The sequence below is a fragment of the Chryseobacterium sp. GP-SGM7 genome (assembly GCF_049166575.1).
Lineage (GTDB): Bacteria > Bacteroidota > Bacteroidia > Flavobacteriales > Weeksellaceae > Chryseobacterium.
On the sequence record NZ_JBMHFF010000004.1, the window covers coordinates 335365 to 349827 of the forward strand.

Here is a 14463-nt window from a genome sequence, read left to right on the forward strand (position 1 = left end):
TTTCAAATTTTAAGCTTTAACAGCTAAAAGATTGACTGTTTTAGAAACGACATCTTTTATCTCTGTTCTTTTAACGATGAAATCTACAAACCCTTTTTCCTGCAAAAATTCGGAGGTCTGGAAACCTTCCGGTAAATCTCTGCCGATCGTTTCACGGATCACTCTTGGTCCTGCGAATCCGATCAATGCTTTTGGTTCTGCCATAATAATATCTGCAGTCATTGCGAAAGAAGCGGTAATACCACCAAAAGTTGGGTCACAAAGATAAGCGATATATAAAAGCCCTGCTTCTGAAAGCTGAGCCAGTTTTGCCTGAACTTTAGCCAATTGCATCAAAGAATACGTTGCTTCCTGCATTCTTGCACCTCCAGACTGACAAATGATCATATATGGAAGCTTTTTTTCTATACAGTAATCAATTGCTCTTCTGATTTTTTCACCCATTACAGAACCCAAAGATCCACCAATGAACGCAAAATCCATACATGAAACGACCATTTCTGTTCCGTTTACAGTTCCAACAGCATTTCTGATAGAATCTGTCAGTTTTGTCTTTGTTTTTACTTCTTTCAGACGGTCTGTGTACGATTTTGTATCCTTAAAGTTAAGAATATCAATACTTTCAACATTTGCATCAAGCTCGGTGAATTTTCCTTCGTCGAAAAGAATGTCAAAAAATTCTGCACTTCCGATTCTTACATGGAATCCGTCTTCAGGAGATACATAGTTGTTTCTTTTTAATTCGTCGTGTTCTACAACTTTTCCCGACGGAGTCTGATGCCAAAGTCCTTTTGGTACATCTTTTTTCTCGTCTGTAGAAGTGGTAATATTTTGTGCTTTTCTTTTAAACCAGTCGAATGCCATATTGTTGATTTGAAATTATTTATTTGAGGTTTGAAATTTAGATCAGGCGATAAAAACTGTATATTGCGATAATCTCAAATTTCAAACCCCAAATCTCAAATTATTTAAGTGTATTTACGTTATTTAAATCTTCAAATGCCTGAACCAATCTCTTAGAGAAAGTTTCTTCACCTTTTCTTACCCAAACTCTTGGATCGTAGAATTTTTTATTTGGTTTTTCTTCTCCATCAGGATTTCCAATCTGTGTTCTCAGATATTCTACATTATCTACCATATAATCTCTGATTCCTTCTGTGTACGCAAACTGAAGATCGGTATCAATATTCATTTTAATTACCCCATAATCAATGGCTTCTCTGATTTCTTCTAAAGTAGAACCCGAACCACCGTGGAATACAAAATTGATTGGTTTCTCAGCTGTTCCGAATTTTTCCTGAACAAATTTCTGAGAATTGTCTAAGATTTTCGGAGTTAAAACTACGTTTCCTGGTTTGTAAACACCGTGTACGTTTCCGAAAGCCGCAGCGATTGTAAAGTTATCAGAAATAGCTTTTAATTTTTCGTAAGTGTAAGCTACATCTTCTGGTTGAGTATATAATTTAGAATTATCAACATCAGAGTTATCAACTCCATCTTCTTCACCTCCTGTTACACCGATTTCAACTTCTAAAGTCATCTGCATTTTTGCCATTCTTTCGAAATATTCAGCAGAAATTTCAAGATTTTCTTCCAAAGATTCTTCAGAAAGATCCAACATGTGAGAAGAGTAAAGAGATTTACCTGTCTGCTTGAAGAATTCTTCGTTAGCATCCATTAAACCGTCGATCCAGGGCAATAATTTTTTTGCAGCATGATCTGTGTGAAGAATTACAGTCGCTCCGTAAGCTTCAGCCAAAGTGTGAATGTGTCTTGCTCCTGCAATACCACCATAAATTGCTGATTTCTGAGCGTCGTTACTCAATCCTTTTCCTGCGTTGAAAGATGCTCCACCGTTTGAAAACTGAATAATTACCGGTGAGTTTAGCTTTGCAGCCGTTTCCATTACAGCGTTCACGTTGCTCGAACCGATAACATTTACTGCCGGTAATGCAAATTTATTTTCTTTTGCATACTGAAAAATATCTGTAACTAACTGACCTGTGGCAACTCCTGCCGGGAAAATTCTGCTCATATTTTAGCTTTTATATAAAATTAGGGTATATTTTAAAAATTCCTGTAAAGATAATCAATTTTAAGAAATGATTAATTTCTTTTATCTCTTCCCCAAAGTAACTTTTGGCGAATGGTTTCGTAGAAACTTAAATTGTTGGGCTGCACCAATAACAATTGAAAACTAGCTTTTTTAATCACAATTTCTTTATCAGTTTCAATGTGAATTAATCTTGAATCTAAGGAAAGAGAATATTGCGGAACCCTGCTTTCTACTTTAAATTTAATTTCAACGGTATCATTCACAACCAAAGGTCTCACGTTAAGATTGTGAGGTGCAATAGGAGTGATGACGAAGTTTTGATTAATTGGTGAAATAATAGGTCCGCCACAACTTAAAGAATAAGCTGTTGAACCAGTCGGCGTGGAAACGATAACACCATCACCCCAAAAAACATTTAAAAATTCATTATTTATATATGAATCTACGGTTACCATCGAGGTAGTTTCTTTTCTTGAAACGGTAACATCATTTAAGGCATAAGGGAAAAAATCATCCAGTTCTGGCGAAATCACCTGAATAACTGAACGACGGCTTGTTTTCACATCACCTTTTAAAATAGAATCTAGTTCTTTAAAAGCTTCCTCTTTGGTAAAACTTGCCAAAAACCCCAGTCTTCCGGTATTTACACCAACAACAGGGATTTCTAAATCTTCAATAAAGGTTAATGAGTTTACAATTGTTCCGTCGCCACCAAATGTGAAAAATAAATCTACTTTTTTCTCAATAAGATCCTGCTTGTTGGCAAACGTTTCAAATATTTTTGAAAATTGAAGGGCTTCTGCCATTTCATCAAACAACACAGATTTTACGCCTCTGCTTTCCAGTTCAGAAATAAATTTGCTTAAATATAAAAAAGTATCAAGATCTTTTTTCTGAGAATAGATGGCTGCCTTCATATTAAATTTCTATAAATTTTTGTAAAAAGCCAAATCGGTCTTTAAACATATCGGTCTTTTCGTCAGAATAGTATTTTTCAACAATTCTGTAGTCGTATCTGTCAAAAGTTGCATCAATAGACGCAAGATTTTCATTGCTGATTTTTATGGTCACCTGAATGGCTTCTTCAGACATCAGACTGATAAATCCGCCATAAAATTTTGAATTATTACTTTCAATAATATTGGCAATCTCTGTCATCGAATATCTTCTTGCCGGAACCTCAACCGTTAAAGTTGCTCCCGATTCAGAAAATAAAGGATATAGCGAAAGATTCTGGAAAACATCGTCGCAGCCGATATATCCCAAATATTTTTCGTTTTTATTAATCACAGGAATTACGTTGGTATTGAAGGTATAAAACAGACGAATACTGTCCATGATATTATTATCCTCCAAAATCGCAAAACGCTCAATCTGATGTTCGAGGTTTTTTAACGTACCCTCTTCTTCGTAGAGAAAATCTTTGGCGATGGCTCCGTGGAAGTGATGCGATTTTTTAATAAAAATGTGTGTGTATCCAAAAGCGTCAAGCATTTCTCTAGCTGATTCTATAGAGTCAGTAAGATGAAAACAGGGAAAATCTTTTGAGACGTAGTCTTTGATAAACATTGTGCTAATTTATAAAAAATTAAACGAATCATTTTCTTAAAATTGTGGTTTTTTTTAATAAAAAAGAGAATTCAGCCGGAATAATTTGTTTGTGTAGAAAATAAATGTATCTTTGTCGCCTTTCATTTTTACTTTTTATTAGATTTATTTCAAACTGCACTGTCTTTTAGACAGACGCAGTTTTTTATTTTAAGACTTTTTTTGATCTTTATAAAATTATTTTCAAAGTAAGGTTCGCTAAGATTTTTTAATATTATTCTGCATATTTTTCGTTCGCAAAACGAAGTTTCGCCGATTCAAATAAATTAAATATATATTTAAGGCAGAGGCGTTTGACTACATCGAATCTTCGATTTCACTCAGCAAAGAACTGAAGGTTTTAACTGAATTTCGTTAAAAATTTTATTTATTTTAAACCTAAAGCTTTTGCGAACTCCCACATTATGATTCCTCCGCAAACGCTTACATTTAAAGAATGTTTTGTTCCGAGTTGTGGAATTTCTAGAAAAGTATCAATGTTTGGTAATGCCTCATCGCTGATTCCTTCCACCTCGTTTCCTAAAATCACCGCATATTTCTTTGTATTATCAATTGTAAAATCTGAAATCATTTGGCTGTCTGAAGTCTGCTCGATTCCTAAAATTTTATAACCCTGACTTCTCAAATCAGTAATTGTTACATTAATATCTGCTTCATGCGACCAGTCTACACTTTCCGTTGCTCCCAAAGCAGCTTTGTGAATTTCGCGATGTGGAGGTTGAGGCGTAATTCCGCAAAGAATAATTTTCTGAACCAAAAATGCATCCGCCGTTCTGAAAGTTGCGCCCACATTATGCATACTTCTGATGTTGTCTAAAACAACAACCAACGGTATTTTCTTAACTTTTTTAAAAGTTTCTACATCAATTCTGTTAAGCTCTTCGAGTTTTAATTTGTGTACCAAAATAATTTATTTCTTATTATAATTTACGACTTCTTCTTTAATAATGGATTTCGATTTTCCAATAAATATTTATCTGTGCAAATCTGTGAGATCCGTGGGAGTTTATTAAACACAAATTGCACAAATGTTGTTCACAAATGACGCAAAATTTTCTTGTAGGTTTATACGGTTTTTCACACAATCGAATCTCATATTTTTTTTGCACCCATTATCTGATGAACGTTTTTCTCAATATTCTGAGCAATAGTTTCCATTGGAATATCATTTTCATCATTATTAAAAGGATCTTCTATTTCCTCCGCAATCAATTCCAGACTCATCAAAACGTAATATACAAAAACCGTCAGCGGAATCATAAAAAGTCCGAGATTAATGACATACGCAATCGGCAATGCCAAAACATATAAGATGATGAATTTTTTGATAAAGGAAGAGTAAGAATAAGGAATCGGCGTATTTTTAATTCTTTCACAACCGCCACAAACATCCAGAAAACCGGAAATCTGAGTATCTAAATACAACATTTCAACATCTGAGATTTTTCCTTCTTTTTTAAGCTGATATAGTTTGTGAGTTAAATGAATAATCATATCAGTCGGTCCGTGACTTCTCAATGATTTTTCAATTTCAGAATAATCTTCATCCAGAGCGAGCCTGGTAGATTCCTGCGAAAGATGTTTTGCTAAAAAGTGTGGAAAATATTTTAAATATCTTGCAATCTGATCAGCAGATTGTCTGTCATCGGCAAGAATAATATTAATTTTTATGGCGAAATTTCTCGTGTCATTCACCAATTTGCCCCAAAGTTTTCTTCCTTCCCACCATCTGTCGTATGCGGTATTCGTTCTGAAAACTAATAATAAAGATAAAACAAAACCAAGTAGAGAGTGAATCATTCCAACATTGCTGACTTTAGATTTTGAAGTTAAATGAAGATATTCAATTTCCAGATATTGTATTCCGAAAGAATAAATTCCCATCAAAACCATCGTTGGAAAAAGGATTTTCATCGTGTCGCTTTTGTGCAAGCTGACTAGTATTTTCAGGAAATGCTTTGTATTGTAAACTCTCATGGTTTGCGTGTGTTGTGCAAAGATAAAATATTCAGATTATTGTTTTTTACAGAAATATAAAATTGATTAAATGTTTCTCATAGATCATGCGGATGTGTCAGATTTTGAAGCTTTTAGTTTTCCACTATCTTAATAGGTATACCATGAATGCACGAATTTTTTTACGTGAAATAGTATTGATAAGCTATTAATATTTTATTCGTGCATTCGAGGCTTAAAAAAATATTCTCAATCATCCGTGAAAATCTGCGTGATCTGTGGGAGATTTCTAAATAACTCATTTGCCTCCAAAATTAAATTCCCTATTTTTACCAACCCAATTTTAAGAACGATTTCAATGGCAAAAGCGACGAAGAAAGAAACACCATTAATGACGCAGTACAATACCATCAAGGCGAAATATCCTGATGCGCTTTTGCTTTTCAGGGTGGGAGATTTCTACGAAACTTTCGGGCAGGATGCTGTAAGAACTTCACAGATTTTAGGAATTGTCTTAACGAAAAGAGCCAACGGAGACGGGCATATCGAATTGGCTGGTTTCCCGCATCATTCTGTGGATTCTTATTTGCCTAAATTGGTGAGAGCCGGAATTCGTGTGGCAATTTGTGATCAGTTGGAAGACCCAAAAACCGTAAAAGGAATTGTAAAACGGGGTGTGACAGAATTGGTAACGCCGGGAGTTACGTTCAACGACCAGGTTTTGACTTCAAAAAAGAATAATTTCCTTCTTTCACTTCATAAAGAAAAAGAAAAGTACGGAATTGCTCTTGTCGATGTTTCCACAGGCGAATTTTTGGTGAGTGAAGGAAATTTAGATAAAATTTTACACATTATCAACACTTTTGATCCCAGTGAAATTATTTATCAGCGAAGCGTTCAGATTCCGGAGCAACTGAAAAACAGAAATGTTTTTAAACTCGAAGATTGGGCGTATCAATATAATTTTGCCTACGAAAAACTGACCAATCAATTTAAAACCAATTCATTAAAAGGATTTGGAGTCGAAAATTTACCTTTAGCAATTACCGCTGCAGGAGCCATTTTCGCTTATCTGGTTGAAGATACGCATCACAAATTATTGGCTCATATTACCAAAATTCAGATCATTCCGCAGGAAGATTATCTGATGATGGATCATTTTACATTGAGAAATCTGGAAATCGTATATCCAAGTAATCCGAAAGGAAAATCGCTTTTGGATATTATCGATAAAACTTCAACGCCGATGGGCGGAAGATTGTTGAGAAGACGAATTATTTTACCTTTAAAATCAGTTGAAGAGATTTCCCGAAGACTTTCTCTGATTGATTTTTTAAACGAAAACGATCAGCTTAAGTATGAAATTTCAGAATTATTGAAATCCATCTCAGATTTAGACCGGTTGATGGGGAAATTGGCGGCAGAAAAAATTTCTCCTAAAGAATTAGGTTATCTGCGTCAAAGTTTGATTAATATAAAAAAAATAAAGGGTTTACTTCATCCTCATGCCGATGTTTTGGCTTGGCTGGAACCTTTAAATTCGTTAGATGATTTGATTGAATTGCTTGAAAATCATCTGAATGAAGAGCTTCCTGTGAGTCTTGCGAAAGGAAATGTTATTAAACAAAGTATTTCCGAAGAACTAGACCATCTCCGTGGTTTACAAAATAAAGGAAGAGGGTTTCTTGACGAAATGTGTCAGCGTGAAGTAGAGCGTACCGGAATTACCAGTCTGAAAATTGATTTTAATAATGTTTTCGGATATTTTATTGAAGTAAGAAATACCCATAAAGATAAAGTTCCTGGGGATTGGATTCGTAAGCAGACTTTGGTAAATGCCGAAAGATATATTACCGAAGAACTGAAGGAATATGAAAGTCAGATTTTGGGAGCTGAAGAAAAAATAAGTATTCTGGAGAATCAACTGTACCGAAAAGTCTGTTCGGAAACGATGATTTATATGGACAGGATTCAGGAGAACTCAAATATTATTGCACAGCTTGATGTTGCGGTTGGTTTGTCTGAACTGGCTGTTTCTGAAAGTTATACAAAACCGGTTTTAAATGAAGGTTTTAAAATTGATTTAAAAGAAGCGAGACATCCAATTATTGAAAATGCACTTCCTTTAGGCGAAAAATATATCCCGAACGACATTTTTTTAGATAAAGATTCTCAGCAGATTATTATGGTTACCGGTCCCAATATGGCGGGTAAATCGGCGATTCTTCGTCAAACCGCAATTGTTTGCTTGATGGCTCAAATAGGAAGTTTCGTTCCTGCAAAACACGCCGAAATCGGGGTTTTAGATAAAATTTTCACCAGAGTCGGAGCTTCAGATAATATTTCTGCAGGGGAATCAACTTTTATGGTGGAAATGAATGAGGCGGCTTATATTTTAAATAATATTTCAGACCGAAGTTTGATTCTTTTAGACGAAATCGGTCGTGGAACGTCTACTTATGACGGTGTATCCATCGCTTGGGCAATTGCAGAATATCTTCACCAACATCTGACGCAGGCAAAGACCTTATTTGCAACACATTATCATGAACTGAATGAAATGACCGTTAATTTTGAGAGGATAAAAAATTTCCACGTTTCCATTCAGGAAAACAAAGGAAATATTATCTTTTTAAGAAAATTAATTCCGGGTGGAAGCGAGCACAGTTTTGGTATTCACGTGGCAAAATTGGCGGGAATGCCTTCTAAGGTAATCAACAGAGCCAACGAAATCCTGAAAACGCTTGAAGCAAGCCGTTCTCAAGGCGGTTCATCTGAAAGTATTAAAAGAGTGACTGAAGAAAATATGCAGTTGTCTTTCTTTCAGTTAGACGATCCTGTTTTGGAAAATATTCGGGAAGAACTAACGAAAATTGATATTAATACCTTGACGCCAATTGAAGCTCTGATGAAGTTAAATTCTATTAAAAAGATGATTGGAAAATAAAAAATGAAAGGTATCATTCATAAAAAGCCGACGTTTTGGAAGTATGAAACTACTGCATCCTACGTTGTTTTATGTTTTCAATATCTTTATGTTTTGGTTTTTGGTGAAAACATTGATCCGGAAGTTTCCAGGCAATATGCGAATCTTTGGTTTTATGATTTAGTGATTTTCTTTCCTGTTCTGTTTCTTTTATTTTTTCCTCAGAAATTTCGAATTATTGCTGTGTCTTTGATTTTTATCGCGGGTCTCATTTATTTTTATCGCAATTTGGGATTTAATTCTATTGTTTTCAACACATTTGTTTCAATTTTTCTGGCTAACAGATTTCTTGTTTTTAATTTCTCTGAAAAGCAGCATGGGAAATTAATGAAGTTTCGATTTTTGAAAATATTAATTCTTTTACCGATTATCTTAATTACTGTCTTAGCCGAAAATATTTTAGAATATTTGGGTATTACAACCCCGGAAATTAAAGGTGACGGAAAAGTAATGACCAATTTTGGAAGGTTTTTGCTTTTCGGTTTGTATTATGGTAGTTTGGCATACTTTGCCTTTAGAGAAGAAAGAAAAGTGACAACAGATAATATGTAAAGTTAAGACTATTCAATTCTATTCCAAAAAAACTATATCAAATTCTGACTTCGATTATGTTTAAGATGAAAGTATTTATTAATTATATTTTTTACCTGTCAAAGGAAAATAAAATAAATACCGAACAGCCTGCCCGTTGATTTTTGCTGGTTTCCATCTTGCAAAGATTCTGCGTACTCCTATCTCTGCAGCTTCTGCGTGTTTTTTGTTGTTGGCAACTGCAGTAACATTTCTCACATAACCGTTCTTTTCAACAATAAAATAGAGATGTGTATCTACTTTCTCATTGTTTTTAAGATCGAGCGTTTCTATATTTTCGAAGTATTTTCTTTTGAAAGCATTCATTCCGCCGGGAAATTCAGGTAAGGAATCTGCTTTTGTAACGACTTGTTTTAAATCTAATTTAGTCTTAATGATTTCGTAATCAGGAATTCCTGAAAAAACTGAATTACTATTGTCGGTCGTAATCGCAGAATTCTTTTTCTGCGCGAAAACGAAGCAAGAGACGCACAAGACATATAAAAAAATCGCTTTTTTCATTAAATTTATGGTATTAATACTTATTCTGAAGATGTTTTCAGATGTATAGTTGTTGAATGGGCATCAAACTTAATACCAACAATTCGCAAGCGAGCAGAATCTATTTAATTAAAAAAATTGTGATTTATTTAATTAACAAAGTTTAACAGCTTCACTTCAGATGTTTGTAAATTCTTCACTAATTTTGAATATGAAGAAAATTTTAAGTTTAACACTGTTTATTCTCAGCATATCTTTCTATTATTCACAGGAACAATGGGTCGTTACTGATATTCCGTTGATTAAATATGAAATGCTTGAAAAGAAAATCCAGGAAGAAAAAGATGTTTTGCTCGTTCTGAATTTTTGGTCGACAACTTGTGCGCCTTGCGTAAAAGAACTTCCTGACTTTATGGAGATTAATAATCAGTTAAAAAGCAATCCTAAATTTAAAATGCTTTTGGTTTCTTTAGACCGTGCAAAAGATAAAGACCGTGTCATTGAATTTATGAAGAAGAAAAATCTGACTGCTGAAGTTGTTTTATTGGATGATATTAAAAGAATGAATACGTGGATTCCAAAATTTGAAAAAAACTGGGACGGAAATATTCCTGTGACGATTTTCTATAAAAATGGAGAAAAAGTTCATTTCAACGATGGTGAAATGTCCAAAACTGAACTCGAAAATGTTATCACAAAAAATTTATAAATCATGAAGAATATCAAAATTTTAATGACCGCAACAATTGTTGGTCTTAGTTTGCTGAGTTTTACGAAAACAAACGATAAACATGAAGAGCCAAAACCCAAAATTGCTTCTACAAAAGGCTATGAAGTGGGAGATGTCGCAGCCGATTTTAGGCTTAAAAATGTAGACGGAAAAATGGTTTCTTTAAGCGATTTTAAAAAAGCTAAAGGCTTCATTGTCGTTTTTACCTGTAATCATTGTCCGTATGCGAAAAAATATGAAGGCAGATTATCGAGCTCGACAAAAAATATAAAGAAGCTGGTTATCCTGTAATCGCCATCAACCCAAATGATCCGAATGTACAGCCTGAAGACGGTTTCAAAGAAATGGTTGAAAGAGCAAAAGAAAAAAGATTTACGTTCCCGTATTTGGTAGATGAAGGGCAAAAAGTATATCCTCAATATGGTGCTACAAAAACGCCTCATGTTTTTATTCTTCAAAAAGAAGGTGCAAAAAATATTGTAAAATATATTGGGGCAATCGATAATAATTACGAAGATCCGAATGATGTTTCAGAGCATTATGCAGAAGATGCAATGGATGCTTTATTAAGTGGAAAGCAAGTTGCAAATGCTAAAACGGTAGCAATAGGCTGTACAATAAAAGTGAAAAAATAATTTTATTTTTAAAATTAAATTGAGATATTGGGCAGGCTTTTAGTCTGCTCTTTTTTTACTTTAAATCAAGGCTTTAGCAAAATTAAACATGATGAAATTTAATTTTAACCTGAAATATTTACTTTTAACCATCTTTATTTTCCTTGTTGAGCTTTTAATTGCGACGGTTTTAAAAGACAGTTTCTTTATCAGAGCTTATTTGGGTGACGTTATTGTCGTAATGTTGCTGTATACTTTCGTGAAAAGCTTTTTAATTATCAATGAAACCAAACTCATTATTGGAATTTTTGCGTTTTCCTGTTTGGTGGAATTGGGCCAACTTTTCAATATTGCAGAAAAATTAGGCTTCCTCCCTGGAAGCCTGATGTACATCGTCATCGGAAATTCTTTCTCATGGATCGATATCCTGTGTTACGGAGTTGGATGTTTATTTTTATTTCTAATCCTAAAATTTAAATCAGATAAAAATCCAACCTAATTCTTTAAAAATAAAATCCATCAACAATCAACCAAACTACCTTCCAAAATAATCATATTTATCCTCCGCATATTTGATGAAACGGTTCAGTAATGCTATATTTTCCTTTTCCATTGGAGAAAGCTCGTTGTCAACATTATTGGAAACCGGAATGTACCAATCGGTCTGCTCAAAAAAGTTTCTGTATGTCTGTTTTTTAAATGAATAACCATGTCTTGCGAAAACGGAGTTTTTAATGATTTCCAAATCGAGTTTTCTAAGGTTTTTAATGTCTTTTTCGCTTAGTTTCTGTTTGGAAGCATTGATTTTAAAAACGGCATCAGAAGCCACCCTGTTTTTAGATTGAGTGTAAGTTTCTGTTTTTCCTGTTTCTTCGTCTGTGTATTTTTCTTTGAAATCTTTCGGGTTTTCCCAATCAATCAATTCGGAATTTTGATCCAGCATAAAATTCGGATTATAAACAAATTCTTTTTTAATCAGTTTTAAATTTTTTACCGGAGCTTTTACGGCAGTTTTATTGAAAGCAGTCCATTTTCCTGTAATGCTGTCGTTTTTAAACTTAATTTTAAATCTTCCGTCGGTTTTATCATTTCCGGGCTCATCCAGAATAAACGACTGAGAACCTTCATTGAAAACTCCTCTGAACGGTCTTTGAGTCCCATTTACAATACTTTGTCCGTATACAGAATCCTGAGTAATTCGGTTAATTTTTAGAGAAAGTTTTTTAAGATCAATTCCTTCATAATATTCTCTCGATTCATAATCGTATACCTCACCTTTTCCTGCAAATTCTCCGGTGTAAATGCCATAATATTCTTTATAAACTTCGGGAACGACGGCAGAATCTTTTTTAGAGGTTAAACTATCTTTTGATTTGTTTTCGGTTGTAGCGTCTTTTTTACAACTTGCTAAACCAACTACAAACAGAGCAATAAAAGTAAATTTTAAAATTTTCATATAAATTAAATGTGCTTTTTTCTGATTAAATATTCAATTAAAATTAGATTCGGAATCCAACCGAGCCAGGCGATGATTTGGTAAACATCCATCGGATTTGGATGGAATAAATATACAATAATTACTTTCCACATTCTTAAGGTAATGGCAGAAATTGTCAATGCAAAACTTCGCCACATCCATTTTTTATGTTCAGTAAATTTTTTCTGTCGGGCTAATTGATAGGCTTTAAACGTTGAGAACCACCACAGACAACCTAAAATAACGAACGAAATTTTAGATAAAGATCCTCCATTCGCAAAAATTCCCATGTAAATTCCAGAAGGAGCTGCGAAAATCAGAATGAAAAAAATATAAATTTTACCGGTATTTTTATGAAGGTTTTTCAACCCAAAATTTTTTCTGATTATGGCTAAAAATCCGGTTAATAAGACAAAAATACTGGAGTAAACGTGAGTGTAAAAAAAGTACAGATATTCTGGTCTTTCGCTGACTTCCGTTTGTTTGATCATTAAAAAACTGACGTCGGATTTCAACGGAATATATTCTAAAGTAATTTTCAGCATAAGCCAAAAAAAATATCCGAATCCTATGATTAATAAGATGTTTAAAACGTTCAGGATATTTTTTTTAACTAAATGCATTTTATGGTTCTATTCTTTGTAAACACAAATATTACTAATCTTTACACTAAAGTCACAAATTTAAATGTGCTATTTGTGAAAATATTTGTGCCATTTGTGTTAAAAATTATTTCGCATTTAAATCCTGCGCAATCAGCCACGCTTCACTCCAGCAAGCCTGAAAATTAAAGCCACCGGTTACGGCATCAATATTCAAAACTTCTCCGGAAACGTAAAAATTAGGCAAAATTTTTGAAGACATATTTTTGAAATTTATTTCTTTTAAATCGATGCCTCCTGCCGTTACAAATTCATCTTTATAGGTGGATTTTCCTGTTACCTGAAATTTCTTTTTACATAGATTTTCCAGAATTTTCTGCAATTCTTTTCCCGAAATCTGTGCCACCTGTTTATTTAAATCAACATTGGAAACCTCCAAAACTCTCTGCCAAAAACGATTGGTCACCTCGAAAATTTTCGATTGGCCAATGGTTTTCTTGGGATTGGAAACTTTAAAATTCTGAAATAATTCTTCCGCATCATCAATATCTTTTGAAATAAAATTAACTTCAATCTCGAAATTATACTTCACTTTTGCCAGATTAATCGCTTCCCAAGCCGAAATTTTCAAAATTGCAGGTCCCGAAAGTCCCCAATGTGTAATTATCATCGGTCCGCTTTCTTCTCTTTTTAGTTGTGGAATTGATGTTTCCGCCATTTCGAAACTTGTTCCCAATAAATCTTTCAGCAATGGATCTTTAATATTAAAAGTAAAAAGCGACGGAACCAAATCAATGATTTTATGACCTAAATTTTCAATCATTTTTAAAGATTTCGGCGAACTTCCTGTTGTATAAATGACAAAGTCAGCGTCGAAATTTCCTAAACTTGTTTTGACGACATATTTTTCTCCGAGTTTTTCAATTTCTTTTACAGAGCATTTTGTTTTTACATCAACATTTTTCTTTTGAATTTCAGTTAAAAAACTATCGATAATCGTCTGTGAAGAATTACTTACAGGAAAGATTCTGTTGTCATTTTCTATCTTCAACGAAATGTTTCGGTTTTCAAACCATTCCATCGTATCTCCCGGTTGAAATTTGGTAAAAACACTGAGTAACTCCTTGTTTCCACGCGGATAAAACTGAACGAGTTCTTTCGGATCAAAACAGGCATGAGTCACATTACATCTTCCGCCTCCTGAAATTTTTACTTTCTGAAGGACTTCAGAATTCTGTTCAAGAATGGTAATTTTATATTTCCTTTCGTCGAGATTTGCAGCACAGAAAAATCCTGCTGCGCCACCTCCGATAATGATTATTTGCTTCATAGATCAATTTTAACCACAAAAGGCACAAAAGTG

15 protein-coding genes and 1 pseudogene are annotated in these 14463 nt (G+C 33.8%); 5 read left to right on the forward strand and 11 right to left on the reverse strand.

What is annotated here, in order from left to right:
- Positions 1-9: 9 nt before the first annotated feature.
- The 7 genes from accD to ACOOWA_RS16535 form a co-directional block, all read right to left on the reverse strand.
- On the reverse strand, positions 10-864 hold the full coding sequence (gene accD, locus ACOOWA_RS16505) for an acetyl-CoA carboxylase, carboxyltransferase subunit beta (protein ID WP_421376866.1): 855 nt from the start codon (positions 862-864) through the stop codon (positions 10-12).
- Positions 865-964: 100 nt separating this feature from the next.
- Entirely contained in the window at positions 965-2035 is a 1071-nt protein-coding gene (fbaA, locus tag ACOOWA_RS16510; protein WP_421376868.1) for a class II fructose-bisphosphate aldolase, read from the reverse strand.
- Between the two features lie 71 nt (positions 2036-2106).
- Complete coding sequence (locus tag ACOOWA_RS16515) at positions 2107-2973, reverse strand: NAD kinase (RefSeq protein WP_421376869.1); 867 nt, start codon at positions 2971-2973, stop codon at positions 2107-2109.
- Position 2974: 1 nt separating this feature from the next.
- Positions 2975-3625: a CBS domain-containing protein gene (locus ACOOWA_RS16520; RefSeq protein ID WP_421376871.1), complete on the reverse strand. Its 651-nt coding sequence runs from the start codon at positions 3623-3625 to the stop codon at positions 2975-2977.
- 406 nt (positions 3626-4031) lie between these two features.
- On the reverse strand, positions 4032-4568 hold the full coding sequence (locus ACOOWA_RS16525) for an RNA methyltransferase (RefSeq protein ID WP_421376872.1): 537 nt from the start codon (positions 4566-4568) through the stop codon (positions 4032-4034).
- Positions 4569-4605: 37 nt separating this feature from the next.
- Entirely contained in the window at positions 4606-4773 is a 168-nt protein-coding gene (locus ACOOWA_RS16530) for a B-box zinc finger protein (RefSeq protein WP_421376873.1), read from the reverse strand.
- Positions 4757-5641 carry a bestrophin family protein gene (locus tag ACOOWA_RS16535; RefSeq protein WP_421376875.1) on the reverse strand — a complete coding sequence of 295 codons (885 nt, stop codon included), beginning with the start codon at positions 5639-5641 and terminating at the stop codon, positions 4757-4759. The genes ACOOWA_RS16530 and ACOOWA_RS16535 overlap by 17 nt, the downstream gene beginning before the upstream one ends.
- 337 nt (positions 5642-5978) lie before the next feature.
- Between ACOOWA_RS16535 and mutS the strand changes: the two genes are divergently transcribed.
- Entirely contained in the window at positions 5979-8567 is a 2589-nt protein-coding gene (gene mutS / locus ACOOWA_RS16540) for a DNA mismatch repair protein MutS (protein WP_421376876.1), read from the forward strand.
- Positions 8568-8570: 3 nt separating this feature from the next.
- Positions 8571-9158 (forward strand): hypothetical protein, encoded by a 588-nt coding sequence (locus ACOOWA_RS16545; protein ID WP_421376878.1) that lies wholly within the window; start codon positions 8571-8573, stop codon positions 9156-9158.
- 78 nt (positions 9159-9236) lie between these two features.
- Here ACOOWA_RS16545 and ACOOWA_RS16550 read toward each other — a convergent pair whose 3' ends face one another.
- Positions 9237-9698, reverse strand: a complete 462-nt coding sequence (locus ACOOWA_RS16550; RefSeq protein ID WP_421376879.1) for an energy transducer TonB — start codon at positions 9696-9698, stop codon at positions 9237-9239.
- A gap of 190 nt (positions 9699-9888) precedes the next feature.
- Here ACOOWA_RS16550 and ACOOWA_RS16555 point away from each other — a divergent pair, with 190 nt between their 5' ends.
- The 3 genes and pseudogenes from ACOOWA_RS16555 to ACOOWA_RS16565 all read left to right on the forward strand — a co-directional run bounded on the left by ACOOWA_RS16555 (position 9889) and on the right by ACOOWA_RS16565 (position 11520).
- The gene (locus ACOOWA_RS16555; protein WP_421376881.1) at positions 9889-10386 is read left to right on the forward strand and encodes a TlpA family protein disulfide reductase; all 498 of its coding nucleotides are present in this window, start codon (positions 9889-9891) and stop codon (positions 10384-10386) included.
- A gap of 3 nt (positions 10387-10389) precedes the next feature.
- Positions 10390-11042, forward strand: a pseudogene (locus tag ACOOWA_RS16560) (thioredoxin family protein).
- A gap of 91 nt (positions 11043-11133) precedes the next feature.
- On the forward strand, positions 11134-11520 hold the full coding sequence (locus tag ACOOWA_RS16565) for a DUF2809 domain-containing protein (RefSeq protein WP_421376882.1): 387 nt from the start codon (positions 11134-11136) through the stop codon (positions 11518-11520).
- Between the two features lie 36 nt (positions 11521-11556).
- On the opposite strand, the gene ACOOWA_RS16570 is transcribed toward ACOOWA_RS16565, so the two are convergent.
- The 3 genes from ACOOWA_RS16570 to ACOOWA_RS16580 form a co-directional block, all read right to left on the reverse strand.
- Positions 11557-12477 carry a YARHG domain-containing protein gene (locus ACOOWA_RS16570; RefSeq protein WP_421376883.1) on the reverse strand — a complete coding sequence of 307 codons (921 nt, stop codon included), beginning with the start codon at positions 12475-12477 and terminating at the stop codon, positions 11557-11559.
- Between the two features lie 5 nt (positions 12478-12482).
- Positions 12483-13121, reverse strand: coding sequence for a DUF2306 domain-containing protein (locus tag ACOOWA_RS16575; protein WP_421376885.1), 639 nt, complete (start codon positions 13119-13121; stop codon positions 12483-12485).
- 106 nt (positions 13122-13227) lie between these two features.
- Positions 13228-14430 (reverse strand): NAD(P)/FAD-dependent oxidoreductase, encoded by a 1203-nt coding sequence (locus ACOOWA_RS16580; protein ID WP_421376887.1) that lies wholly within the window; start codon positions 14428-14430, stop codon positions 13228-13230.
- Positions 14431-14463 lie beyond the last annotated feature (33 nt).